Genomic DNA, 26,617 nt, shown 5'->3' on the forward strand with positions numbered 1-26,617 from the left:
AACCCATCTGGGTGACGCCCCGGTCTTCCTCTCCTGCACGTTCAGGAGAAGAAAGCCGGGGCGTTTTCGCGCATCCTCCCCGGTGAGTTGTCCACAGGTGGGCCCTTTTCTTGGCGTTCGGTGCCGCTCAGCACGTAATATTGCCGGTTTAAGCGACCCATATCACCGAAAATCGTGGTTGAAGGCACACCCCTGAGTTAGGATATGAACATGAGCACTTACCAGGAACTTCCCAGCATCTACCGATTGAAGCGCTCGCTGACCGACGTCGATCAGATTGCTAACGAATATTTTGAAAAGGTCCTCGACCTGAACCCCGTCCAGGCGACCGAGCTTGGCCGTAAGGGCGTAGAGACTCTGTACCCCGACTACTCGCCCGCCGGTGAGAAGGCTTTTGCGCGCCTTACGAAGAAGACTTTGAAGAAGGTCGATAACGTCCTGCCTATTGATGACGTTGACCTGGTCACCCTGGATGCTCTGCAGGAGCGCCTGAGCCTGTACCGCAAGCAGCACAAGGCTGGCTTTGGTGGCTGGCAGCTGAACAATATTGCCTCCGTCCCGCAGGAGGTGCGCTCGGTCTTTGACCTGATGAAGCGCAACACCCAGCAGGATTGGGAGCACATTATTGGTCGTATGCACCGCGTGACCGAGGCGCTGGAGGGCTACATCCAGACCCTTGAGGCGGCTCGTGAAGAGGGCAAGGTCGCCCCGCGCCGCCAGGTGGATATTGTCATTGAGCAGACCGCCGCGTACTACGCTCCCAGTGGTTTCTTTGACGAGCTGGCCGCTGAGGTCGCCGAGGCTGTCCCCGCGCTGAAGGACGAGGCTGCCGCAGGTGCCGAAGCTGCTAAGGAAGGCTACCGCCGCCTCAACAGCTACCTTGTGGAGACGCTACAGCCGATCGCTCCCTCCCGCGACGCTGTGGGCCGTAAGGCGTACAGCCTGCACTCCCGTTCGTTCCTGGGTACCACCATTGACCTGGACGAAACCTACGCCTGGGGCGTGAAGGAACTGGAGAGCATTATCGCTCGTCAGCGTGAGGTTGCCGAGGAGATTGAGCCGGGCGCAAGCATTGAGCGTGCGAAGCAGCTACTCGATGAAGATCCGGCACGTCAGCTGCACGGCACCGATGAGCTGAAGGCATGGATGCAGAAGCTCGCCGACGCCGCGGTGGAGAACCTGGCGGATACTCACTTTGAAATTGGCGGCCCCATGCGCCGCATTGAGTGTTGCATTGCGCCCACGAACGAGGGCGGTATTTACTACACCGGCCCCTCCCCCGATTTTTCGCGTCCGGGCCGCATGTGGTGGTCGGTTCCCGAGGGTGAGGACACGTTCACTACCTGGCGTGAAACCTCCACCGTGTACCACGAGGGCGTTCCGGGTCACCACCTGCAGATTGCTATTGCTACGGCTCTGCAGGGCACCATGAACTCCTGGCGCACGAACATGCTGTGGGTGTCCGGTCACGGTGAGGGCTGGGCGCTGTACGCCGAGCGCCTCATGGAGGAACTGGGCTACCTGAAGGATCCGGGTGACCGCATGGGCATGCTGAACGCTCAGCGTATGCGCGCCGCCCGCGTGGTCTTCGATATTGGTGTTCACTGCGAGATGCCGATTCCCGCTGAGTGGGCTGAGCAGCTGGGCGTTGAGCCGGGCACCATCTGGACTTCTGAGCTGGGTTACGAGTTCTTGAAGCTGAACCTGGACGAGTCCGAGGGCCACCTGCGTTTCGAGTTCCTGCGTTACCTGGGTTGGCCGGGTCAGGCGCCGAGCTACAAGATTGGCGAGCGCCTGTGGCTGGAGCTGCGCGATCAGGCTCTGCGCCGCGGCGATGACATGCGTGCGTTCCACACTCGTGCGCTTCTGCTCGGTTCGGTGGGTCTGGACACTCTGCGCCGCGCCCTGACCGATGAGATGATGCTTCCTCTGGATACTGAGGATGACGATGACGAGGACGACGAGTAGCCTCTAGACGAGTACCCTCTGGACTAGAGCCTCCGCATAGGAACTCTATAGATGAAGCCCCCGCTTCAGCTTTGCGGCTGAGGCGGGGGCTTCGCTGTATTTTCGTGTCTTCTGAGGTCTATGTCCTCTGAGGTCTATGTCTTCTGGGGGCTATCCGAAGTTTGCGGTGCCGGGGTCGGTGGTGCCGAATCCCATGCCGGAAGAGTCGTTCAGATCCACCAGGTGCGGGGCAAAGCGGCACCAATAGTCGGTGAGCGCGCCGTTCGATTCGCGGATGCCCACGCCTACGGTGCGTCCATCGACCACCCACACGCCGAGAATGGGGTGGCTGACCGGATTGATAATGCCTTCGTAGCGCGGTGCCGGGATGTACTCCTGGTAGATGAATTCGCTTTCGGGGGCGTTGGCGAAGAAGTCGTCGTCTTCGGGCTTGATGAAGACGTCGTAGTCGGGGGCGTAGATTTCTACGCCGTCGCCTTCGCGTCCGAAGATGGGCTTGCGAACCCAGTTGCGCATGCCGCCGCGGTGGCCCGCGTAGGTGGGTACGAGGTTCGGGTGGCCGGGGTACTTATCCCAGAGCGCGGCGAGCAGCAGCTTATTGGAGAGGAACATCTTCCACGCAGGCTCAATCCAGCGGTCCATGGCGCCGTGGTAGGCGAAGAGGAGCTTGTCGTAGCCTGCTTCGCTGTCGGTGACCAGGTCTTCCCAGGGGTAGAGCTTGAAGAGGTTGGTGATGCGCCGTCCCTGTGCGTCTTCCCAACTCTTGGTGTCTTCGTTGAAGATGACTTCGTCGATGGGAATCATGTGGGTTTTGATGCCCGCCTGCTGTGCCGAGTAGGCGATGAGCCAGAGGTTGTTGTAGTCCTCGTTAGTCTCGTCAATCTCGGGGGGCACGTGCGCCAGGTGCAGTACGGGCTGCACGCCCGCGGTGATTTCGGGGGCGAAGATGTGGCGCCAACGGTTGGTGAAAGCTTCGCCGATTTCACCCCAGTGGGCGTAGCCGCGGGTGTCGAGGCGCTGGTCTTTCGCCCAGGTTTTCTGGCTGACTGCCGCCTCCACGATGCCGGTGGGGGTGTCTGCATTGTATTCGAGCAGCTTCATCGGGTCGCCCGGCACACCGGAGTAGGTGAAGTCGAAGCGGCCGTAGAAGTCGGCGTCGCGGCGGTTCCAGGATTCTACGGCGAGGTTGAACGCTGCCTGGGGCAGGCCGAGGGTGCCAAACGCGCCGGAGGCAATGTACTCGACGGTTTCCAGGCACATGCGGTGCATTTCTTCTGCCTGGGCGCGCACAGAGTCCATTTCTTGCGGGCTGAAAATGTATGCGGCGTATTCGTTCCAGTAGTGGTCGGTGTCGTGGGGGCCGTCCACGCTGTAGGTGAGGCCTTCCTCAATGATGACGTTCTCCCAGTCGGGTCGGCCGACGGGAAATTCTTCGCGGCGCATGAGGGGCTAGGCTCCTTCGAAGTAGTGAATGGAAAGCGGTGTTGTTACGTCACCGCGGGTTTGGTTGTTCTAGTGAGGAAAATGCGGGCGGGACCGTTCAGTCCCTGCCCGCATTCAGTGTGATGGCTTATGGCTTAGCCGCCGGAGGTACCGCCGCCGGACTTCGAGCCGCCACCGAAACCGCCCTTGCTGCCGGACTTCGAGGAAGAGCCAGACTTGGACGAAGAACCGGACTTTGAGGACGAACCCGACTTGGAGGACGAACCGGACTTGGAGGTGTTCGACTTGCTGTAAGAGCCGGTGCTACCGCTATTGCTGGTGCCCTGCTTACCGCTGGAGACCGAGCCGGTGGTCTTATTACGCACCGAGGAGGTCTTACCGGAGTTGCTGGTGCCGGTCACCTTGCCCGAGGAGACGGTGGAGGACTTCTTCGCACTACGGTAGGAGTCTTCGAAACTACCGCCCTTGGAGGACACGCCGCTGTAGACGGTGCCGTTGCTGGGGCGGGTGGTGCTGCCTCCGGAGAGCTTAGTACCCACACCCGGAACCGTGGGGGTGCCGGTGGAGTTTGCGGCACTCTGGCGACCTAGGTAGTACCAAAGGAACGCATTCGAATTATTGTGAGTGGTGGTCGAACCAGAAGTGCCCGAAGACCCAGAAGATCCGGAGGAACTAGAGGAACCCGACGAGTTCGAGGAGCCCGAGGAATCGCTGCTGGATGAGTCGGTCGGCTCCTGAACGCTTGCCTTCTCACATTCGCTATCTTCCACGCGCAGGCCGGTCTTCGCGTCCTGGCAGACGCGGGCGTACTCTTCGCCCTGCGACAGGAACGCGTTCTCTTCCTGGTGCATGGAGTTGTAGGCGAAGATGCCACCGCCAACCAGCAGCACGCCAGCGCCCGCTACGGCAATCATCTTGGCGATGCCGGGGCGGGTCGCACCCAGGTTCAGGGTCTGCTGGGCAGAGGTCTGTGCGGCGCGGGTAGCAAAGTTGGCGACTGCTTCCATGCGGTTGCCGGGCTTCTTCGGGCCGTTGGGGGTGGTGGTTCCGCCGGGGTATTGGGGAGCAGAACTCATGCATCTCTCCTTGAAAGGTGGTGCGTGGCGTATTGCTCAACGCGTATATGAAGCTGAGTGGGTACAGCATCATCCGGCGACTTTCGCCGGACTATCGGTGTGATTCCAGCATATCAAGCTCTAGCTTTCGGCTTATTAGCTGACGGCAAAATCTCAGCAAGCTTCCCCGCATGTTGCGCAGTTGTTTCCTTTCTGTTTGCTTTTGCGGCGATTCCTAATTAACTATCAGCCGCTTTAACCGCCTATTGGGGAGGTGGCAGCTGGCGGCGGCGTTGCTGGTTGGACTGCGCTGCTGGCGGCATTGCTGGTTAGACTGCGGGATGTACAGCCGAAAGGTCCCTTCGGAAAGTCACGGTTCGTCACACATCCCCTACACTGCACCGGATTGAAACACTTCTTCACACAAACTCGCGCCCGAGTGCACAAAAGTTTTAGAGTATGCCACATGTCTACACCGCATGCATCATCTCGTTCACGTCTGCCCAAGTGGGCTACTTCTTTCGGCAACCAAATCATTGCCTCACTCATTCTGGGTATTGTTCTCGGCGCGCTCGCCCTCGCACTGGGCGGGGATGCGAAGAACAATCCCAACTGGCTCATGGTGACCTTAGATACCATCGGCTCCTCGTACGTTACCCTGCTGAAGGCGGCCGTTGTTCCGCTGATTTTCACCGCCGTGGTCGCTTCCATCTCGAACCTGTCGCAGGTGACTAATGCGGCGCGTCTGGCGGTTAACACGCTCATCTGGTTTGCGATTACCGCGTTCTTCGCGGTGCTTATTGGTATTGCGATGGGCCTCATTGTTCAGCCGGGCGTGGGCGCGCAGGTGCAGGGCAAGGCGTACACCGGCTCGACCGGTTCGTGGACCGCGTTCCTGACCGGCCTGATTCCGGTGAACTTCTTGGGTCTGGGCGTCAGCGCTAAGTCCGGTGATTCCGGCATCACCGCCTCGGCATCCTTCAACGTGCTACAGATCCTGGTCATTTCCGGCGCGGTCGGCATTGCCGCGCTGAAGGTCGGCGAGGCCGCTAAGCCCTTCATTGACGTGGTCAAGAGCGCTCTGGCGATTATTCAGAAGATTCTGTGGTGGATTATTCGCCTGGCACCGCTGGGTACCGTGGGTCTGATTGCTAAGGCGGTGTTCGCGTACGGTTGGGCGTCGATGGGTTCGCTGGTCGCGTTTGTCATCGCCCTCTACATTGGCCTGCTGCTGGTCTTCCTCGTGGTCTACCCGATTATTGTTCGCGCGAACGGTCTGTCGGTCCGCCAGTACTTCTCGGGTGTGTGGCCGGCGCTCCAGCTGGGCTTCGTGTCCCGCTCCTCAATGGGTTCGATGCCGATGACCCAGACCGTTGCCGAACGTAACCTGGGCGTTCCCCGCGCCTACGCATCCTTCGCCGTTCCGCTGGGTGCGACCACCAAGATGGACGGTTGCGCCTCGGTTTACCCGGCTCTTGCCGCGATCTTCGTGGCTCAGTTCTACGGTATTCAGCTGGACTTCACCCAGTACCTGCTGATTGTGATGGTGTCCGTACTTGGTTCGGCTGCGACTGCCGGTACGACCGGCGCTATCGTGATGCTGACCCTGACCCTGTCCACTCTGGGTCTGCCCCTGGACGGTGTGGGTCTGCTCCTGGCGATTGACCCGATCGTTGACATGGGTCGTACCGCTCTGAACGTTGCCGGTCAGGCTCTGGTTCCCGCGATTGTGGCTCGCCGCGAGGGCATTTTGGATGAGGAGCTCTACAACGCTCCCCGTTCTGAGGGCGGCTTCGTGGCTCAGGAATTCTACGATGAGCGCATCGCCGGCGAGGCGCAGCGACTTCACGAAGTAGAGGACGCAGGCGCGGTACGCCGCTAATCTGACGAAGGCTCACGCACACGGCGCTAGGCGGTACCGCTTAGCGCCGTGTTGCTTCTCCGCCACCCATGCCCCCAGCATGAGCGCACAGCACGGGCAAAATACATTTGTCAAACGTCATAAAAGTGTCACTATTGATTCTTTTTTTCTTTAACGATTGAGAAGAGTTATGATTTTGAACGGCGTGTTCCATCTCCTACGTGGTTGAGGGGGATGGGACACGCTCTTTTCGTCCCCCCCCCCTTACTTTTCTACCCATTCCCCCAGCTTCTTGACACCCTTCAATCTGCACTCGAGGGTAAGGCTCACCCGCAAGGCTCTAAAATAGAACCTATGAGTACCACACCGATCCGTTTGATTCTTGCATCCGCATCCCCGGCACGCCGCAAGCTCCTGGAAGACTCCCGCATCGCGTTCACGGTGCGCGTCTCCTCCGTAGATGAGGACGCCGCGCTCGCTACCGCCAACGAACAGGCGCGAGCACAGGGACGTGCGGGACTCACCCCTGCTGAAACCGCATCCCTGCTGGCGCAGCTGAAAGCGCAGGCAGTTGCCGCTGAACTTGCTGCTGAAGGTGTGCGGGATGCGCTGGTTCTGGGCTGCGATTCGGTGTTCGAGTTTGACGGCGTTGCCTACGGTAAACCGCACACTGCCGAGGCGGCACGCGAGCGCATCAGTGCGATGAGCGGCAACTACGGCGTACTGCATACCGGTCACGCGCTCGTGGATTTACGCGGTATTGAGCCGGGCGCCGCACTGCCTGTTGCTTCCGACCTGCCTACCGTTTCCGAACTGCGCAGCGCCACCGTCCACTTTGATGAGCTCAGCCCCGAAGAAATCGAGGCGTACATTGCTACCGGTGAGCCGCTCTGGGTGGCGGGATCCTTCACCCTGGACGGTTACGGTTCGGCGTTTATTCGCGGTATTGAGGGTGAGTTCCACACGGTGGTGGGCCTGTCCATCCACGCACTACGCGATATGCTGCGCCGCCGCGAAGTAGCGGTGACCGAGTTGTGGCTACCGCCCGAGGAAGAGAATTAGAACCAACCCACAGTATAAATCTGTCTCAAAGCGCGCCCTGAAATACACATTGTTGAACACCAATCGATAAGATAGAACAGTATGATGCGCGTTATATTCGCCAATCCTGCCGATGTATCCTTGGAGCAGGAGATTAAAGGAGAGCTTTAAGTGACTCAGCACCAGGCAGAAGCCGCCAAGAAATTTACTGCAGTCCCCGGCCGCCACACCGGCCCGGTCAGCAAGATTCTTATCGCTAACCGCGGTGAAATTGCTGTCCGCGTGATTCGCGCAGCCCGCGATGAGGGTCTGCAGACCGTCGCCGTCTATGCTGACCCCGACCGCGACGCCCAGCACGTAAAGCTCGCCGATGAAGCCTACGCTCTCGGCGGTGCCACCGCGGCACAGTCCTACCTGGTGATGGACAAGCTCATTGAGATTGCCATCCGCTCCGGTGCTGACGCCGTGCACCCCGGCTACGGTTTCCTGTCTGAGAACGCGCAGTTCGCGCAGAAGTGCATTGACGCTGGCCTGACCTGGATTGGCCCCTCCCCCGAGTCCATTACCCAGCTGGGCGATAAGGTGGCGGCACGCCACATCGCGCAGAAGGTGGGCGCTCCCCTGGTGCCCGGCACCAAGGACCCGGTCAAGTCTGCCGATGAGGTTATTGCTTTCGCTGATGAGCACGGTCTGCCCATTGCGGTGAAGGCCGCATTTGGTGGCGGTGGCCGCGGCATTAAGGTGGCGCGCGACCGCGAGAGCATTGTTGAGATGTACGAGTCCGCCGTGCGCGAGGCAACCGCGGCGTTCGGTCGCGGTGAGTGCTTCATCGAGCGTTTCCTGGATTCGCCCCGCCACGTTGAGACCCAGTGCCTGGCGGATGCACACGGCAACGTTGTGGTGGTTTCCACCCGTGACTGCTCCCTGCAGCGTCGTAACCAGAAGCTCGTTGAGGAGGCGCCCGCACCCTACCTGAGCGATGAGCAGAACGAGCGCCTGTATGAGGCGTCCCGCGCGATTCTACGCGAGGCCGGCTACCAGGGCGCAGGCACCTGTGAGTTCCTGGTCGGCACCGACGGCACCATCTCCTTCCTTGAGGTCAACACTCGACTGCAGGTGGAGCATCCGGTTTCCGAGGAGATTTCGGGTATTGACCTGGTACGCGAGCAGTTCCGTATTGCCCGCGGCGAGAAGATTGAGGAGAAGGACCCGGTTCTGCGCGGTCACTCCTTCGAGTTCCGTATTAATGGTGAGGATGCGGGCCGTTCCTTTATGCCCGCCCCCGGCACTATCGAGAAGATGACCGTCCCCACCGGCCCCGGTGTTCGCTGGGATTCGGGCTTCGTGGCTGGCGACGTTATCGGCGGTAACTTCGACTCCATGCTGGCTAAGCTCATTGTTACCGGCGCAGATCGTAAGCAGGCTCTGCAGCGTGCCCGCCGTGCCCTGGCTGAGCTGACCATTGAGGGTATGCCCACCGTCATCCCGTTCCACCGCGTCGTGCTGGATGACTCCGCCTTCGCACCGGCTGAGGGCGGCGAGTTCAAGGTGCACACCCGCTGGATTGAGACCGAGTTCAACAACACCATCCCCATGTACTCCGGTGCACCCGGCAGCGTGGACTCCGATGAGGACGAGCGCACCACCGTGGTTGTTGAGGTCAACGGCAAGCGCATGGAGGTGTCCCTGCCCGATCTGGGCGGTGGCGCTAAGCCTGCCGCTAAGCCCGCATCCAAGACCCGCAAGTCCCGTTCGGCACGTAGCGCGGCGAAGGGTGGCGGCGACGAGCTGACCAGCCCCATGCAGGGCACCATCGTGAAGGTAGCGGCTTCTGACGGCGATACCGTCGCTGAGGGCGACCTTATTCTGGTGCTGGAGGCGATGAAGATGGAGCAGCCCATTACCGCGCACAAGGCGGGTAAGGTTTCGGGCCTGTCGGCTAAGGCCGGCGATACCGTCACCTCCGGTGCGGTGCTGGCGACCATTAAGTAACGCTCTATCTCGATACTGAGGTCTCGCGACTGCAAGCGCTATAGGCTATACGAATCCCCCGGAAGGGTATGAGGTAATGTCTCGTATCTTTCCGGGGGATTTTCCATGTCCGCTCTTGTCTGCTTCTGTGGGGTTTGAGCGGCCCCCTTATTGCGATTACGTCCAGATAGTGGCTGTATTTGTTGGGTCTTTTCTGAACAGAGTTATAATGTTGCACTTTAGAGGAGCCTTTCAGATTCCTACGCCCACCGCACCCACCCGGTGCGGTCACGGCACCCGATACGCGCCTACGGCACACCCGCCTCACGCGCTGACCGGTAACGGACGCCCCGGCTCCACCTGTACACACAGTTCACCATTTCGGGAGTTTTCCTTATGAGCACCTCTGCACCCGACACGAAAGTGTCTGCTGCATCGGTGAAGAATACGACTCCTCGCAGTCGAGTTATTCTCGCCTCGCTCGTTGGTACCACCATCGAGTTCTACGATTTCTACATTTACGCCACCGCAGCAGTGGCTGTGTTCCCCGTGCTGTTCTTCCCCTCGAAGGACGCAACCACCGAACTTCTGGCTTCCTTCGCGACCTTCGGCGTCGCCTTCATTGCCCGCCCCCTCGGTTCCGTAATCTTCGGTCACTTCGGCGACAAGATCGGTCGTAAAGCAACCCTCGTCGGTGCGCTACTGACCATGGGTCTGGCGACCTTCATCATCGGCCTGCTGCCCACCTACCACCAGATTGGCCTGTGGGCACCGACCATGCTGACCATTATGCGTTTCTGCCAGGGCCTGGGTCTGGGCGGCGAATGGTCCGGCGCGGCACTGCTTGCCAGCGAATACGCTGAGGAAGGTAAGCGTGCACGCGCCGCCATGTGGCCTCAGCTCGGCGCGCCCATCGGCTTTGTCTTCGCCAACGGCTTCATGTTGCTGCTGACCAGCTGGATTTCCTTCAACTCCGCAACCGACGGTAAGAACCTTGATCACCCCTTCCTCATCTGGGGTTGGCGTATTCCGTTCCTGCTGTCCATCGTGATGGTCGCCGTTGGCCTGTACGTTCGTTTCAAGCTAGAGGAGACCCCCGTCTTCGCCAAGGCTGCCGCTAACAACGAGAAGGTGAAGACCCCGCTCGTTGAGGCGTTCAAGGTCGCTTGGTGGCCCATGATTCAGGGCACCTTCATCATGGTGGCGTGCTACGTTCTGTTCTACCTGATGACCGCGTGGGTTCTCTCCTACGGTATCGGCAAGGCTGATAAGGGCGGCCTGGCGATCCCCTACCGCGAGTTCCTGATCATTCAGCTGATCTCCATTATCGGCTTCGCAATCTTCATCCCGATCTCGGGTTGGCTGGCTGACAAGTACGGCCGCCGCACCCAGCAGTTGTGGACCACCATCGCTATGGCGGTCTTCGGTCTGTCCTTCGGTCTGTTCATCTCCCCCTCCGTTGTTGGTACCGGCGCGAACGCAAACGCCGCAGTGGTTACCCTCTTCATCTTCATCGGTATGTGCCTGATGGGTCTGTCCTTCGGTTCCATGTCCGCATACCTGCCGGAGCTGTACCCCACCAACGTGCGTTACACCGCCAGCGGTATCGCCTACAACGTGGCGTCCATCCTCGGTGCGGCGCTGACCCCGTTTGTGGCTGTTTGGCTGAACACCTCCTACGGTGTGGGTGCCGTGGGCGGCTACCTGGCGTTCGCCTCGATCCTGAGCGTTGTCTTCATCCTGCTCACTCACGAGACCCGTGACGTGGACATGAACGCTGTCAGCACCACGAAGTAAAGCTTCGCAGGGGCTAACGCGTCTCTCTACGGCAAAGCGGTGGGGGTCGCCTCCTGAATTCCTTAGATTCAGGAGGCGACCCCCACCGCTTTTATACTGTTCCGGGATGCTGCACCAGGCGGGGAACGCCCAGCTCAGCACCTAACAGGTTTTGAGCCTTACAGACCGCGAGTGTGCAGCTTGCGTGCAGCCTCAGCGATAGAGCCCGAGAGCGAGGGGTAGACCGTGAAGGTATCCGCCAGGTCATCCACCGCGAGCTTCTTCTCCACCGCCAGGGCAATGGGGTAAATCAGCTCGGAAGCACGCTGACCAACCACCACGCCACCAATGACGGTGCCGGAGTGGCGGCGAGCAAAAATCTTCACAAAGCCGTCGCGCATCGCCATCATCTTCGCGCGCGGGTTCGTGCCCAGCTGCAGGGTCACCGCGTCGCCGCGGTAGGCGCCCTCGGCAAGGTCCTTCTCACTCACGCCTACAGTCGCAATCTCCGGGGAGGTGAAGATGTTCGCGGCAACCTTATCGGTACGCAGCGGGCGCACCGCATCACCGAGGATATGCGCCATAGCGATACGGCCCTGCATCGCAGCCACAGAAGCCAGCGGGTACACGCCAGTGCAGTCGCCGGCAGCGTAAATGCTGTTCACGCTCGTACGGGACACACCATCCACCTTAATATGACCACTCGGGGTCTGCTCAACACCGACGTCTTCCAGGCCCAAATCTTCAGTGTTCGGAATCGAACCAATAGCAACCAGGCAGTGAGTGCCAGAAACCTTACGACCATCCGACAGAGTCACAATAACGCCGGAGCCATCCTCAGTACGCTCAACAGCAGCCGCACGGGAACGCGGCATCACTCGCACGCCGCGACGCTCAAAGACGTCCTCCAGCACGCGAGCTGCGTCCTCGTCCTCACCGGGAAGCACGCGGTCACGCGAAGACACCAGCGTCACCTTCGAGCCCAGACCGTTATACGCCGACGCGAACTCGGCACCGGTCACACCCGAACCAATCACAATCAGCTCCTCGGGAACCTCGGAGAGGTTGTACAGCTGAGTCCAGGTCAGGATGCGCTCGCCATCGGGCATACCGGTCGCCATTTCACGCGGATGCGTACCCACCGACAACAGCACAAAGTCTGCGTGCAGGGGGTAGACGAGGCCCGCCTCATCGGTCACCTGCACGGTGTGGCGGTCAAGAAGCTTACCGGTACCGTGAATAATCTTCACACCAGCAGAGGCCAGGGCACGCTTAATGTCGGCAGACTGCTGCTGGGCCAGGTCGCGGACTCGGCGGTTCACGCGGTCCATATCAACACGAAGCTGCGGCGCCTTACCCTTCGTGTTTTCAATGCCCAAGCTACCCGCCTCGGAGAAGCGGGTCATCATATCCGCCGTAGCGATCAGCGTCTTAGAGGGCACAACGTCAGTCAGAACGGCGGCGCCACCAATGGCGTTGCGTTCGATCAAAGTCACGTCCGCGTTGGATGCGGCAGCCACCATCGCTGCCTCATAGCCGCCGGGGCCACCACCAATAATTACAATTCGCTGAGATGCGTAGTTCACCTTTGAAGTCATGCCTTAATTGTGAGCTATGCCGCCCCTACGGGGCAAACGCACTCGCCGTGCAGATATGCCATATTGTGGCAACCTGCACGGCGAGCATCTTCATGGTTCGGCATCATGGTTCGGCCGCCCGATATGACAGGGCGACACCTACCCCTGTAGGTCTCTACTCCTCGAGAGCCTGCGGCTTCTCGGCATAAATCGAGTTAATGAACTTCTCAGCCCACTGCAGCATCGCGCCGTCCACCAAGTCCTTACCGCCAACCGGCATGGTCTTCGGGCGCGGAACCAGCGTCAGCCAGGTATCCATGCCCTTCGGCTGAGCGTGCGTGGACCCCGGATACACGCGCTTCAGACGCATCTGACGGGACTCCGGCAGCGGCGTAGCGGTCACCACACGCACCTTCGGCCCCAATACCACCAGCTCATGAATACCGGCGGCACGGGCGTGCATACGCACCGTCGCCACGGCAAGCAGGTTCTCTACCGCCTCCGGCAGCTCGCCGTAACGGTCAACCAGTTCCTCGCGTGCCTCCGCAATCTTCTCTTCGGTATCGGCGGCGGCAATCTGGCGGTATGCCTGCAGGCGCAGACGCTCCGAGTCAATGTAGGTGTGCGGAATATGCGCGTTGACGGGCAGGTCAATCTTCGTCTCGATCTCGCGCTCTTCCTTCTCGCCGCGGTAGTTCGCCACCGCCTCGCCCACCAGACGCAGGTACAGGTCAAAACCCACACCCGCAATGTGACCGGACTGTTCGCCACCGAGCAGGTTGCCGGCACCGCGAATCTCCAGGTCCTTCATCGCGAGCTGCAGGCCCGCACCCAGCTCATTGTGGGTCGCGACGGCCTTCAGACGCTCGTGCGCAATCTCGCCGAGGGTCTTATCCACCGGGTACAGGAAGTACGCGTAGGCGCGCTCGCGGCCACGACCCACACGTCCGCGCAGCTGGTGCAACTGGCTCAGACCGTAGTTCTGGGCGTGGTCCACGATGAGCGTGTTCGCGTTCGAAATATCCAGGCCCGTCTCAACGATGGTGGTGCAGACCAGCACGTCAAAGCGGCGCTCCCAGAAGTCCACAATAATCTGCTCCAGGCGCGATTCGCTCATGCGGCCGTGGGCGGTGGCGATGCGCGCCTCCGGCACGAGCTTGCCGATTTCGGCGGCAACGTCGTCGATGTCAGCCACGCGGTTGTGCACGAAGAACACCTGTCCTTCACGCATGAGCTCGCGGCGGATTGCGGCGGTAATCTGGCTGTCTGTTCGCGGACCGACGAAGGTCAGCACGGGGTGGCGTTCCTCCGGCGCGGTGGCAAGGGTGGAGGTCTCGCGAATACCGGTTAGCGACATTTCCAGGGTGCGCGGAATCGGGGTAGCACTCATGGCGAGCACGTCCACGTTGGTGCGCATCTGCTTGAGCTTTTCCTTATGCTCCACGCCAAAGCGCTGTTCCTCGTCAATGATGACCAGGCCCAGGTCCTTGAACACTACGCTGTCCGAGAGGATGCGGTGGGTACCGATCACCACGTCCACCGCGCCGGATGCGATTTCTTCGGTAATCTGGCGGGTTTCTTTCGCCTTCTGGAAGCGGGAGAGCACGCGAATCTTCACGGGGAAGCCCGAGAAGCGCTCGCTGAACGTCTCGTAGTGCTGCTGGGCGAGCAGGGTCGTGGGTACGAGCACGGCAACCTGTTTGCCGTCCTGCACCGCTTTGAATGCGGCACGTACGGCGACCTCGGTTTTGCCGAAGCCCACATCGCCGGAGATGAGGCGGTCCATGGGGATTTCTTTCTCCATGTCTTCCTTCACCTCGTGGATGGCGGTGAGCTGGTCGGGAGTCTCGTTATAGGGGAAGGATTCTTCCAGCTCTCGCTGCCAGGGAGTGTCTGCTGCGAAGGCGTGACCGCGCGATGCCTGGCGAGCCGAGTAGAGTTTCACCAGGTCAGCAGCGATTTCCTTGACGGCTTTGCGAGCGCGGGACTTGGTCTTAGCCCAGTCGCTACCGCCCATCTTGGACAGGCTCGGGTTCTCGCCACCCACGTAGTTGGAAATCAGATCCAGCTGGTCGGAGGGCACGAAGAGTCGGTCGGGTGCGCCGCCACGCTTGGTGGGGGCGTACTCGATGACCAGGTATTCCTTCATGGGCTGCACGCCGTTGACCGGGGATGCACCAGCCACCGGGCGGGAGGTCATCTCGACGAACCTGCCGATGCCGTGACGCTCGTGCACCACGTAGTCGCCGGGGTTCAGTGCGAGCGGGTCAACCGCATTGCGGCGGCGGCGCGTTTTGAATTTCTGTCCTGTGGCGCCTCGGGGTGCGTAGGTTCCGCGGCGGCCAAGCAGTTCGGCTTCGGTGAAGACGGCGAGCTTCGCCTCCTCGATGAGGAAGCCTGCGGAGGCGGGTGCCTCGCAAACCTCGACGATGCCGTGTTCGAGGTCGCCTGCGGGGTCCTCCTCGAGGCTGGTTCGGCGGGCTGCGGGTACGGCGGGTGCCCCTTCGCCGGAGTGGAAGAGGTCGATGAGGCGGTCGGTGGAGCCGCGGCCGTTGGTGAGGGCGAGGACGGTCCACTGTTGGCCGATGAGGTCGCCGACCTGGCAGAGCATGCGTTCGACGGATCCGTTGAATGCGGTTGCGGGGGTGGCGTTGACGGTGTAGGTGTCAATTCCGTCTTCGATGGCGTCAGCGATGTTCTGGTTTTCGAGTGCGCCTGCGGCGGCATCTTCGAGCAGGTCTGCGTCGGTGACGAGTTCGGTGATTTCCCACCAGCTGAGCTTGGCTTCGAGTGCCTGTGCGGTGGTTTGGTCGATGGTGCGGAATCCGCTGTCGCTCATACGCAACTGGCCCAGGTCGATGGGTGCTACTGCGTCGGCTTCTGCGGAGGTGTCCCATGCGGCGGCGAGGAACTCTTCGTTGGTGGCGACGAGGTCTTCGGCGCGGGCACGCACGCGTTCGGGTTCGACGTTAATAATCATGGACCCTGCCGGCATCAGCTCGGTGAGGGTGTTCATGGATTCGATGAGCAGCGGGGTAAGCGATTCCATGCCTTCGACGTAGATTCCACCCGCAATCTTCTCAAGCATGGCTGCGGCTGCCGGGTAGTCGGCTTTCAGGCGGGCGGCGCGGCTCATGACCTCGGGGGTGATGAGCAGTTCGCGACAGGGCAGCAGGGTGAGTTCAGTAAGTTCTTCTCCCCCGCTGAGGGTGCGCTGGTCGGCGACGGAGAAGTGGCGCATTTCGTCGAGTTCGTCACCGAAGAATTCGAGGCGGACGGGGGTGGTTGCGGTGGGCGGGAAGACGTCGATAATGCCGCCGCGTACGGCGTATTCACCGCGCTTGGCGACGAGGTCTACACGGGAGTATGCGGCGTCGTTGAGGCCTCGTACTACATCTTTGAAGGGGTATTCTTTGCCGCGGATCAGGTGCACGGGTTCAAGCTTTTCAATGCCGGTGACGATGGGCTGGATGACGGCGCGTACGGGTGCGATGACGACTTGGGGGCGTTTAGCCGCGTCCCCGGTCATGGCGCGCAGTACCTGCAGGCGGCGGCCTACGGTGTCGGAGCGCGGTGAGAGGCGTTCGTGGGGCAGGGTTTCCCAGGCGGGGAAGAGCGCGATGTCTGCGGCGGGCAAGTAGGAGCGCAGGGCTGCGGCGAGGTCTTCTGCTTGACGGTCGGTGGGGGCGATGATGAGGCTGAGCGCTTCGGCGGTGGTATCGCGTACTGCGGTGGAGATGTCTGCAATGAGCGCGGCGTGGGTTCCGGCGACGGCGCCGATGAGGGTGCGTGCGCTACGTTCGGTGGGCTTCGCGGAGGCGGCGGTGCGGATCGCGGCCCAGCTGCTGAGTTGGTTGAGGGTGTTCAGGAGGGGGTGCAGGGGTGCTTCGAGGGGCTGTGCAGTAGCTTTTCGGGTGGTGCTCACGGGTTCTCCTGAGTCTGGGGTCTTCGCTTGCGGCGGTTGAGCTGGTGGAGGGCTGCTATGGATGGTCGGTATAGAGCGGTGCCGGTTTGGGGCGTCCGAGTGAATTTGCCTTTATTTCATGGTGCTTTTTGTGCGTTTTGGGGTGTTTTTTGCGGCTTTTCCATTGTATGACTTGTCTGCTTTTTCTGGCATTTTTCTCTTGTATTCTCTGTGATGGAATATATTCCTTTTTGCACTCGGTTGTCGCTTTCGTGGGTGATATTTGAGTATGGTTTTCTTCCGTGTCCGTTCCTGTGCCACAACGTTCATCACATGGGGTGCAAATCACACATCCACGGGCATCTTTGCACTTTGTGCACCATTATTTTCACAGCTTAATCCTGTACCCTAATCATTAACACTTAGAGAAAAACCAGACAGTATATCCCCTTCCGGATTCTGTTTACCTCTTCCAACCAACCTCAGGTTTTCAGTATTTACTGCGGTTTTTCTAGTGCGCTAAATTCACCGTATCTTTCGATGTTTCTTCCGGAACGTCGCATCAGAAAGACGCATATGACAACCACATACACGAACAAACCCGCTGAAAAGCGCCATGCCCATTCATGGTCTGCTAAGAAGTGGGGTGCTTTCGCACTCGCTTTTGGTACTGCTTTTACTGCGGCACCTCTTACTCCTACTACTCCCGCCTCGGCTGCGACCGGAACCCATGACGGTTCCAGCAGCGATAAGGCGGCTGCTTCCTGTTACGAGGTCAAGCAGGTTAATCCTTCCGCCTCCTCTGGCACTTACTGGCTGTACACCCCGCAGATGAGCGGCCCGGCGCAGTTCTACTGCGATCAGGAAACTGATGGCGGCGGCTGGGTCATGATTGGTCGCGGTCGTGAGGGTTGGACCGAGTCTTACAACGGCACCGGCGACCCGAACCAGCTGCATCAGAACCCCACGGGCCCTTCTGCTTTTACCCCGGTCCAGCTTCCCGCAAACACTGTCGATGCTCTGCTGAACGGCATTAAGCCTCAGGACCTTCCCGATGGCATGCGCCTGCACCGTGCCCACAATGCAAGGGGCACCCAGTGGCAGAACGTTTATGTTCAGCGTCCTCAGACTGAGCAGTGGACCTGGGCGATGAGCTACGGTCAGCGTTGGGGCACCGTGAAGTTCACCGGTGCCGGCATTAACCGCACCGCTCATATGGGTCGTCATGCTTCGGAGATGGCTCCGGGTATTACCACCAGTTCTGTTCGTTTCTTCGCGAACCCGAACCAGGGCTACCAGATTGGTTTTGCGTACGGTGCGCTGGTGAACTTCGGTAATGAGAATCCGGATTCATACATTTACCACAAGCGTGGTTCCGCTGGTTACTCCATCCCCTTTACTCAGGTGTTCCTGCGTCCGAAGCTGACTCAGCGTGACTTGAACTTCTCGCAAATTGGTTCTAGCTCTGCCGCTAGCAACCGTCGTGCTCTGCCGAATAGCTACACGATGCCCGTTCGTTGGCGCACCAGTGAGCAGACTGGCACCGGCAAGAAGAACGAGATGAACACCTACGTTCAGGCTATTACTCAGGTGGGCGACACCGTCTTCACCGGTGGCGACTTCAAGTACGTGGAGTCGGCTGGTGGCGAGCGCGTGGACCAGTCGTACCTGGCGGGCTATAACGTGGATTCGGGCGAACTGGTTCGCTCTTTCCGTCCGACTTTCAACGGTCAGATTAAGGCTCTTGAGGCTCTGCCGAATAACCGTCTGGCGGTTGGTGGCGAGTTCACCGAGGTTAATGGCGAGAAGGTCAACCACTTCGTCATTCTGGACGCAACCACCGGCCAGATCGACCGCACGTGGGATCTTCAGGTTCAGCGCCGTAATGGCGATGCAGTTCAGGTGAAGACCCTGCTGGTTCAGGACGGTTACCTGTACATTGGCGGTAACTTCACCCATGTAAAGGGCAATACGTCTAAGGCGTACGCTTACTCGCGTGGTGCCGCTCGTTTTAAGCTCTCGAACGGTGCGGTGGATTGGAACTGGCGCCCGAACTTTAACGGTACGGTCAACGGTATTACCGCTGCGTCCGATAACTCGACTGTTCACGCTGCGGGTTACTTCACTGAGCTGAATAACCAGCGTGCTTTCCGCCTGGCTGCTCTGAACGGCTCGGATGCTTCGAACATTAGGTGGGAGTGGGAGCCTTCGCTGAAGCTGAACATTACTGACCGTATTGTGTACGCGTTCCAGTTCGATGTTCAGGATGCTGGCTCGACCGTGTGGACTGCCGGTGCTGACCACCTGATTGCTAACTACTCGAAGAACGGTTACGGCCGTATTTCCACTGCGATTTCTAAGTATGGTGGCGACTGGCAGGATCTGCACCTGAGCGGTAACACCATTTACGGCGCGTGCCACTGCGGTGACGTCCTCTTTGAGGGTTCTACCGGTTACCACACCTACTGGAAGGAATCGAAGGCGGTTCACCGCATGCGCCTGGTCGCGGCGTTTGATAAGGACAGCGGCGAGGTTGTGGGCGAGTTCAGCCCGGTTCTGAAGGGCGCTAGCGGCTACGGTGTCTGGGAGTCCTTCGTGGATTCTCGCGGCAACCTGTGGGTTGGTGGCGACATTAACCGTTCGCTGGGTGCTAATGGTGAGCAGCGCACTGTCGGTTTTGCTCGTTTTGCTCCTCGCGATGTGACCGCCCCGTCGACTCCGTCGAATCTGTCGGTTCAGCGTGATGGCTCGACCGATAAGCTGTCTTGGTCTGGTGTTCGTGAGAGCGGTGCTCGCTACCAGGTGCTGCGTGATGACCGTGTGATTGCTACGGTCTCGGGCACCAGCTACGAGGTTGAGCATACTGATGGCGCTCGCTACTATGTGCGTTCCATCGATGCGTCTGAGAACTTCTCGGCTTCCACGGGAGCTGCTCAGGCTTAGGTCAGATTGTTGATCTAGTTTCTTTGAGCCGCCGCCTGGTTCGGGCTCTGCAGGGTTTGCGGGGTCCGGGTCAGGCGGCGGTGCACCCGGGGTGTATGCCCTCTATAGTTTTGGTTCGGTCCGGTTTTCCCAGTTTGCTATCTCTTCGCCCCTGTGGCGGCTATGATGGGTTGGGATTCATTGCGTCGGATGGGTTGCTTCCGTCCTTTCCGATGATGGGCTGAATCTTGATCTGTGGTGTTTCTTCGCTGTTGGTACGACAGAGGAAACTTCACAGATTTTTAGCGTTCCGCTTCGTACGGGTGCGTTGCCACTGTTGGCTTCGTGCGTGAGGGGTGGGGCGTATTCATTCAATTTCCGATAACTACACTCACTGATTCCGGCTACAGACTCGCTGTTAGCGCAGTTCATAACGCTTCCCCCTTACCCCGATGCCTGGTCACTATGCTGTGCCTTGTGTGGGGTGGGTGTTGCTGTGTGAATTGCAGTTTTCTGCTGTGTGCCGGTTGAGGTCTCTAGGAGAGACAAATGAATTTTCTTCCGTTCACGCGTGGAGGGCGCGCGCAGGGTGCTGCTTCCTCCGCTTCTGAGGGCTCTCGCGTAGCTTCTCGCTCCGGGTCCCGTGCTTTGGGTGCGGCGGCTGCTTCTTTTGCGATGGTTGCGGCTTCTTTGGGTCCGATTGCTTCGGGCGCGCAGGCTGCTGATGCACGCTACTATGACGGTTCGTCGAGCGAGCGCGCGGCTGCGAGCTGCTGGGAGGTTAAGCAGAATAATCCGCGTGGCAAGAGCGGCGCGTACTGGCTGTACACCCCTGCGATGAGTGCTCCTGAGCAGTTCTATTGCGATCAGGAAACTGATGGCGGCGGCTGGGTTATGATTGGCCGCGGTCGTGAGAGCTGGACTGAGAACTACTACGGTCGCGGTAATGCCGATCAGCTGTATAAGAACCCGACCGGCTTTGATGCGGTGCAGCTCTCCGGCGTGACCGTGAACGCGCTACTGAACGGTACCCGTCCGCAGGATTTGCCCGATGGCGTGCGTTTCCATCGCGCGATGAACGTTGAGGGCACTACCTGGCAGGATTTTAAGGCTCACCGTGATTCCAGTACCGAATGGACTTGGACTTTGCGTTCGAAGATGTTCTGGTCAAATATTTCGGTCAAAAACACCTGGCAGTACAGTAACCGTTATGACTACGCCAACCGTGGTCAGGTGGCTGGTAACATCTTCACCCATGATTCTGATGACTTCCGTTCCCTGAACTTCGAAGAGAAGGCATCGCAGGGCTACAAGTTGGGCTTCACCTACGGTCGCAACGCCAAGATTACATGGTGGACCGAGACCTACCTGATGAACCGTCCTTCGGCGTATATTTACCGCCCGGCGGATGATTCGACCACTCCCCTGGTATTTACTCAGATGTTCTTGCGCCCGAAGGTGACTCAGAACGATTTGGTGGCTAAGGGTCTGCATGATTATGGCCAGCAGGGCGCTGCGGCAAGTAACCGCCGCGCGCTACCCAATAGCTACTCCGAGAAGTGGAAGTGGCGTACCAGCGCTGATACCGGAACCGGTAAGAACGGCGAGATGAACACCCAGGTTGAGGCGATCACCGAGGTCGGTGGCGCTGTCTTTACCGGTGGCGATTTCGCGTATGTTGAGTCGGCAAGCGGCGAGAAGGTTGAGCAGGCTTTCTTGGCTGGTTACGAGGTGGGTACCGGCGAGCTGCGCCGTTCCTTCCGCCCGAAGATTAACGGTCAGGTGAAGTCGGTTGAGGCTCTGCCGAACGGCCTGCTTGCTGTGGGTGGTTCTTTCGACCAGGTGAACGGCGAGTACTACAACGGTTTTGTAATTCTGGATCCGCAGACCGGTCAGGTTGCTAAGGACTGGGATATCCGCGTGGTTAGCCGCATTGCTTCCGTACCGGTACAGATTAAGACCCTGCACGTGCGTGATGGCTACCTGTACATTGGTGGTTCCTTCACTCACTTGAAGGGCCAGACCTCCCCCACCTACGCGTATGCGAGGAACCTGGCTCGCATTAAGTTGAGCAACGGTGAGGTGGACTGGAACTGGCGTCCGGTCTTTAATGGCACAGTTAACGGCGTGAGCGCTTCTGAGGGCAATGCCGATGTGTACGTCGCTGGTTACTTCACCCAGCTGAATAACCAGGAGGCGTTCCGTCTCGCTCATATGCAAGGCAGTAGCACGAACCCGGTAGCTTGGCACCACCGTCCTTCGTATACCCCCAAGAATGCCCAAACCTGGGATTTGAAAAACGAGCGCAGGATGTGGGGCTTCCAGTTCGATGTTCAGGATGCTGGTTCCTCCGTCTGGGTGGGTGGCACCGAGCATATGATTACCCGTTACGAGAAAAGCTCGATGCGCCGCACGGACAGTGCGATTACTCGTGAGGGTGGCGATTTCCAGGATCTGCACCTGAGCGGCAACACTATTTACGGTGCGTGCCACTGCGGCGATTTCCTCTTCCAGGGCGCAGACACTGTCTATTCGGAGTGGGAGAACGCGACTAATGCTCAGACCATTCGCCTGGTAGCTGCGTTCGATAAGGACAGCGGCAAGATGCTGCCGGAGTTCGCACCGATTATGAACGGCGCGTATGGATACGGTGTGTGGGAGTCCTTCGTGGATTCCACGGGCACCCTGTGGGTTGGTGGCGATATCCGTAAGTCGCTGGGCGCTAATGGCGTACAGCCGACTATTGGCTTCGCGCGTTATGCTCCTCGTGATGTGACCCCTCCGGCTCCCCCGAGCGATCTGAAGGTCACGACGAACGGTTCCAAGGATCAGCTGACGTGGTCGGGTATTTCCGAGCGCAGGGTGAAGTACCAGGTTCTGCGCGATGATCGTCCTATTGCGACGGTTACGGGTACGAGCTATTCGGTGGATCACCGCGATGGCGCCCGCTATTATGTGCGCGCGGTAGATACTGCAGATAACTATTCGGCAAGTACCGAGGCTGTCCAGGCAGCATAACCCCTCATCAGGGCAATATCCACTTTTGTGACAAAGAATTTTAGTGATGTTCGCCCTATTGTCCCGGGCTGGTTCATGACCAGCCCGGGACTTTTTTGCACAATGTGAATCTATTTCATTCATTTACATGAAGGTTCTTTCATTCAGAGATATATATTTATCTTCCATTCGGGCAAAAATAGAGCATTATTTAGGGCTTATTCTCATCATTTATAAAAACGTTATTTTTGCGGGTCTAAGTGTTTTCCCAGCTTTGCGTGTTAGCCTTTAGGTGCTTTGCCATTGTGCGAGGTATTATCTTCCGGAATATAGTCATTCTCACTCCAACCACTAAAGAGGCTTCCTATGTCATCATTCTTCAAGCAGTCCTCCCGGTCCCGGCTTCTGGGCACCCTGGGCACCGTTGCGGTATCCGCCCTGGTTCTGAGCGGTTGCGCTACTGAAAACCCGAGCTCCGATAGCTCTTCTTCCGCTTCTGCTTCCGCAAGTGTTTCCGCTTCTGCACACGCTTCTTCCGCTCAGTCTTCGAGCGCTTCCCCTAAGGTTTCTGAGCAGGGCACCGCTTCTGCATCCGCTGAGGCTTCGGGTGAGGCATCTCCCAAGGCAAATGCTGAGGCTACTTCTTCTGACGGTCAGAAGCTTGAAGAGATTTACACTGGCGCTGAGGAAATGAAGAACGCTTCTTCCGTGCCCGTTGACGCTGAAGAAGTTAAGAAGACTACCGAACTGGTTAACTCTTTTGAGACCATTCTGACCAAGGTCAAGGCGGCTCCTTCCGCAGCTCCTTCTCCCGAGCGTACCGCTGATCCGAGTAGCGATGAAGAGGCCGAGCAGCAGAACGTTGAGCAGGCGCGTGCTGTTCTCGATGATGAGACGATTCGCTCCATCGAGGCGGTAGCTGTGGATTCCGCTGCCGCTGAGTTTGCCGTGCAGGCTTCCGAATACGCACTGGCTGGCTGGCACTACGAAGGTTCTTCCACTGTGGTGGGCACTCCCCGTATGACTGAAACTCAGTACAAGGGTCAGCCCGCGCGCATGCTGGAAGTATGCATGGATTCTTCCTCGGTGAAGATCTATGACGAGAATAATCAGCCCGTTAAGGATGACAATTCTCCTAAGCGTTCACTCAATATTTACACCCTCGTTCAGGTCGATGGTCAGTGGAAGATTGCGACCCATGATTTCCCGAACAATCCTGATTGCTAGGGTCTAATTAAAGATGCCGGTTTCCAGTTATGATTCGCTGGAACCCGCGCATTATCATCCATAGCGCATTAATGTTGATGCGCACTCGATAACATTTCTTGGCATTCATTTGGAGATATTATGAAAGCCCACCTTGGCATGACGGGCTCCGGCTTTTCACGTTCTGCTATAACCCGCTCAACTCTTTGCTTGAGCATTGCTACGGCTTTGGCTTTGCCCGTAGCTATCCCCGCTATTACGCCGAGTACCGCTGTCGAACAGACTGCGGAAAAAAGGGACTCTGCTTTCTACAATGGCACGACCTCCGAGCGTGCTGCCGCCAGCTGTTGGGAAGCCAAGCAGGCTAACCCCGAGGCAAAGAGCGGCGCCTACTGGCTGTACACTCCCGCGATGAGCCAGCCTACCCAGTTCTACTGCGATCAGGAAACTGATGGTGGCGGTTGGGTCAAGATTGGTGAGGGCCGCGATGGCTGGACCGAAAACTACGAAGGTCAGGGCGACACCTCCCAGCTCTACAGTGATGCCGCACCCGCGTCGTCCGGTTTGACTCTAGAGCAGGGCAAAGCTCTGAGCTCGGTGCCTGCTGCAAAGACCCCTATTCAGCTTTCGGGCACCACTATTTCTCAGCTGCTCAACGGCACCCGCCCCGATCAGTTGCCTGATGGTTATCGTTTCCGCCGTGCCCTGAACACCTCGGGCACCAAGTGGCAGGAGGCGACGGTTGATCGCCGCCAGACTTCTGAGTGGACTTGGGCTCTGCGTTCAAACGCTATCTGGGCCAACGCGACAGTCTCCAACCCTGACGAGTTCTCTTCTTACAATGAAAATGGCCGCAGGGACTGGCCTGATGGCACGTGGGAAGACCATATGCTTGGCGGCCAGAACTACGGCTTCAGGACGATGCTCTTTGAGGAAATGGCTTCGCAGGATTACCGTATGGGTTTCCGTTACGGTGCAAACGCCCCCATTTCGCAGGATGGCTCTGAGCCGGCGATGACCGACGCGCAGAACTCTTACATTTACGGTAAGGACGGTAAGGGTGAAACCTCATTCGGTTACACCCAGATGTTCCTGCGCCCGAAGCTGACCCAGAATGATTTGAATCTGGGCGCTATCCCGGATTCAGGTACCCCGGCGAGCGCTCGTCGCGCCCTGCCCAGTAGTCGTTCGGCGGACTGGCGCTGGCGAACCAGTACTAGGACCTTCACCGGTGAAACCAACGAGATGAACACCTACGTTGAGGCGATCACCGAGGTCGATCACGGCAACGGCACCTCCAGCGTGTTTATTGGTGGCGACTTCGAGTACCTTGAGTCGTCTTCCGGCGAGAAGGTTCACCAGTCTAATATTGCTGCCTTTGACCCGGAGACCGGCGAGTTGCGCCGCGACTTCAAGCTGACTGTTAATGGTCAGGTGAAGGCTGTTGAGGCTCTGCCGAATAACCGTCTGGCTATTGGCGGTAACTTCAAGCTTGTTAACGGTGAGGAGCATAAGAGCTTCGTCGTTGTTGACGCCACGACCGGTGAAATTGCCCCTGAATGGGCTCAGGTTAAAGTCGAAGATCGTATTCTCACCGAGGTCATGACGGTGAAGACCATTCACCGTCAGGGTGACTATGTGTATATTGGCGGCACCTTTACCCACATTCATGAAAGCGAAAAGGCGGGTGTTGCGTATTCGCGCAATATTGCCCGTTTTAAGCTGGGCGAGCCTTCTGACGGCGTGCCCGGTATCGTGAGCGTGGATCGCAATTGGCGTCAGGTGTTTAATGGCACCGTCAACGGTATTAGTGCCTCCGCTGATAACTCTCATGTTTACGTAGCCGGTTACTTCACCTGGCTCAACGGCGGCCTTGCCTACCGCGTGGCTGATATTACTCAGCACCTGCAGAAGGGTAGCCCCTGGGCGTACCAGCATTCTGAGATTCCTGCTGGCGCTAATGTCTCTGATCTGCGTAATGAAACTAAGATTTGGGGTTTCCAGTTCGACGTTCAGGACGCCGGTTCCGGTGTCTGGGTGGGCGGTACTGAGCACCTCATCTCTCGTTACGACAAGGCCTCCCTGAGCCCCACCTACACTGCTATTACCCGTAACGGCGGCGACTTCCAGGATCTGCACCTGCATGGCAACACCATTTACGGCGCCTGCCACTGCGGCGACTTCCTCTACCAGGATTCGCGTAACAAGCAGGCCCCCGTGGGCGGTTCGAGCGTGATTCACTCGGTCAAGCTGGTTGCTGCGTTTGATAAGGACAGCGGCAAGATGCTACCGGAGTTCTCCCCCTCTATTAAGGGTGACCATGGCTTCGGTATCTGGGAGTCCTTCGTGGATTCGAAGGGCACCCTGTGGGTTGGCGGCGATATTCACCGTTCGCTGGGTGTTCACGGCACTCAGGATACCATCGGTTTTGCGCGCTTTGAGGCTCGCGATGTAACTCCTCCGGCTACCCCGCAGAACCTGCAGGTTGAGCTGAAGGACGATAAGGACGTTCTGACCTGGGACGCTGTGCAGGATACCGGTAGTGTCCGCTACCAGATTCTGCGTGACGACCGCGTCATTGCAAGCACTTCGGGTACGAAGTTCGAGATTGACCACACCGATAACGCACGTTACTTTGTGCGTGCTGTGGACACCTCGGATAACTACTCTGCGTCCACTCCGGTTCAGGTAGCTCCGGTTCGCCCGACTCCTACGGAGACCGCGACCGAGACTCCTACCGCTGATCGGACCGCAAGCGCTGACCCCAGTGCTTCAGCAAGCGCTACCCCGAGTGCAGAAGCAACTACCGAGGCACCGAAGGAAGAGGATCCGAAGCCTGAGGAGCCGAAGCCTGCCGATCCCAAGCCTGCCGATCCCAAGCCTGAGGACCCGAAGC

General features: G+C 58.9%; 13 protein-coding genes. 9 read left to right on the plus strand and 4 right to left on the minus strand.

Annotation, left to right across the window (positions count from 1 at the left end):
* The first annotated feature begins 210 nt into the window (after positions 1-210).
* Positions 211-1,968 carry a DUF885 domain-containing protein gene (locus HMPREF2980_RS08420; protein ID WP_070691375.1) on the plus strand — a complete coding sequence of 586 codons (1,758 nt, stop codon included), beginning with the start codon at positions 211-213 and terminating at the stop codon, positions 1,966-1,968.
* 150 nt (positions 1,969-2,118) lie between these two features.
* Here HMPREF2980_RS08420 and HMPREF2980_RS08425 read toward each other — a convergent pair whose 3' ends face one another.
* Positions 2,119-3,411 carry a glutathionylspermidine synthase family protein gene (locus HMPREF2980_RS08425; protein WP_070634135.1) on the minus strand — a complete coding sequence of 431 codons (1,293 nt, stop codon included), beginning with the start codon at positions 3,409-3,411 and terminating at the stop codon, positions 2,119-2,121.
* Positions 3,412-3,545: 134 nt separating this feature from the next.
* Positions 3,546-4,487, minus strand: a complete 942-nt coding sequence (locus tag HMPREF2980_RS08430) for a hypothetical protein (protein WP_070691379.1) — start codon at positions 4,485-4,487, stop codon at positions 3,546-3,548.
* Positions 4,488-4,932: 445 nt separating this feature from the next.
* On the opposite strand from HMPREF2980_RS08430, the gene HMPREF2980_RS08435 reads away from it, so the two are divergent.
* The 4 genes from HMPREF2980_RS08435 to HMPREF2980_RS08450 all read left to right on the plus strand — a co-directional run bounded on the left by HMPREF2980_RS08435 (position 4,933) and on the right by HMPREF2980_RS08450 (position 11,136).
* Complete coding sequence (locus tag HMPREF2980_RS08435) at positions 4,933-6,348, plus strand: dicarboxylate/amino acid:cation symporter (protein WP_070691381.1); 1,416 nt, start codon at positions 4,933-4,935, stop codon at positions 6,346-6,348.
* 333 nt (positions 6,349-6,681) lie between these two features.
* Positions 6,682-7,389 carry a Maf family protein gene (locus HMPREF2980_RS08440; RefSeq protein ID WP_070691384.1) on the plus strand — a complete coding sequence of 236 codons (708 nt, stop codon included), beginning with the start codon at positions 6,682-6,684 and terminating at the stop codon, positions 7,387-7,389.
* A gap of 150 nt (positions 7,390-7,539) precedes the next feature.
* Positions 7,540-9,360, plus strand: coding sequence for an acetyl/propionyl/methylcrotonyl-CoA carboxylase subunit alpha (locus HMPREF2980_RS08445; RefSeq protein WP_070691387.1), 1,821 nt, complete (start codon positions 7,540-7,542; stop codon positions 9,358-9,360).
* Positions 9,361-9,735: 375 nt separating this feature from the next.
* Positions 9,736-11,136, plus strand: a complete 1,401-nt coding sequence (locus HMPREF2980_RS08450) for an MFS transporter (RefSeq protein WP_070691390.1) — start codon at positions 9,736-9,738, stop codon at positions 11,134-11,136.
* Positions 11,137-11,294: 158 nt separating this feature from the next.
* On the opposite strand, the gene HMPREF2980_RS08455 is transcribed toward HMPREF2980_RS08450, so the two are convergent.
* Positions 11,295-12,713, minus strand: coding sequence for an NAD(P)H-quinone dehydrogenase (locus HMPREF2980_RS08455; RefSeq protein ID WP_070691393.1), 1,419 nt, complete (start codon positions 12,711-12,713; stop codon positions 11,295-11,297).
* Positions 12,714-12,867: 154 nt separating this feature from the next.
* Positions 12,868-16,617, minus strand: coding sequence for a transcription-repair coupling factor (mfd, locus tag HMPREF2980_RS08460; RefSeq protein ID WP_070691396.1), 3,750 nt, complete (start codon positions 16,615-16,617; stop codon positions 12,868-12,870).
* A gap of 555 nt (positions 16,618-17,172) precedes the next feature.
* Here mfd and HMPREF2980_RS08465 point away from each other — a divergent pair.
* From HMPREF2980_RS08465 to HMPREF2980_RS08480, 4 genes are all read left to right on the plus strand, one after another.
* Positions 17,173-19,539 carry a fibrinogen-like YCDxxxxGGGW domain-containing protein gene (locus HMPREF2980_RS08465; RefSeq protein WP_070691399.1) on the plus strand — a complete coding sequence of 789 codons (2,367 nt, stop codon included), beginning with the start codon at positions 17,173-17,175 and terminating at the stop codon, positions 19,537-19,539.
* Positions 19,540-20,067: 528 nt separating this feature from the next.
* Positions 20,068-22,536, plus strand: a complete 2,469-nt coding sequence (locus HMPREF2980_RS08470; RefSeq protein WP_049349998.1) for a fibrinogen-like YCDxxxxGGGW domain-containing protein — start codon at positions 20,068-20,070, stop codon at positions 22,534-22,536.
* A 345-nt stretch (positions 22,537-22,881) separates the two neighbouring features.
* Complete coding sequence (locus HMPREF2980_RS08475) at positions 22,882-23,742, plus strand: hypothetical protein (RefSeq protein WP_070634144.1); 861 nt, start codon at positions 22,882-22,884, stop codon at positions 23,740-23,742.
* Positions 23,743-23,949: 207 nt separating this feature from the next.
* On the plus strand, positions 23,950-26,617 hold a 2,668-nt coding region (locus HMPREF2980_RS08480), incomplete at its 3' end, for a fibrinogen-like YCDxxxxGGGW domain-containing protein (protein ID WP_246823711.1).

It is taken from the genome of Rothia sp. HMSC076D04, from assembly GCF_001814645.1.
Classification (GTDB): Bacteria; Actinomycetota; Actinomycetes; order Actinomycetales; family Micrococcaceae; genus Rothia; species Rothia mucilaginosa.

Bases quoted from the DNA above. Each gene is read 5' to 3' on its own strand.
- HMPREF2980_RS08420 (WP_070691375.1), top strand. From the start codon at position 211: ATGAGCACTTACCAGGAACTTCCCAGCATCTACCGATTGAAGCGCTCG.
- HMPREF2980_RS08425 (WP_070634135.1), bottom strand. From the start codon at position 3,411: ATGCGCCGCGAAGAATTTCCCGTCGGCCGACCCGACTGGGAGAACGTC.
- HMPREF2980_RS08430 (WP_070691379.1), bottom strand. From the start codon at position 4,487: ATGAGTTCTGCTCCCCAATACCCCGGCGGAACCACCACCCCCAACGGC.
- HMPREF2980_RS08435 (WP_070691381.1), top strand. From the start codon at position 4,933: ATGTCTACACCGCATGCATCATCTCGTTCACGTCTGCCCAAGTGGGCT.
- HMPREF2980_RS08440 (WP_070691384.1), top strand. From the start codon at position 6,682: ATGAGTACCACACCGATCCGTTTGATTCTTGCATCCGCATCCCCGGCA.
- HMPREF2980_RS08450 (WP_070691390.1), top strand. From the start codon at position 9,736: ATGAGCACCTCTGCACCCGACACGAAAGTGTCTGCTGCATCGGTGAAG.
- HMPREF2980_RS08455 (WP_070691393.1), bottom strand. From the start codon at position 12,713: ATGACTTCAAAGGTGAACTACGCATCTCAGCGAATTGTAATTATTGGT.
- HMPREF2980_RS08465 (WP_070691399.1), top strand. From the start codon at position 17,173: ATGACAACCACATACACGAACAAACCCGCTGAAAAGCGCCATGCCCAT.
- HMPREF2980_RS08470 (WP_049349998.1), top strand. From the start codon at position 20,068: ATGAATTTTCTTCCGTTCACGCGTGGAGGGCGCGCGCAGGGTGCTGCT.
- HMPREF2980_RS08475 (WP_070634144.1), top strand. From the start codon at position 22,882: ATGTCATCATTCTTCAAGCAGTCCTCCCGGTCCCGGCTTCTGGGCACC.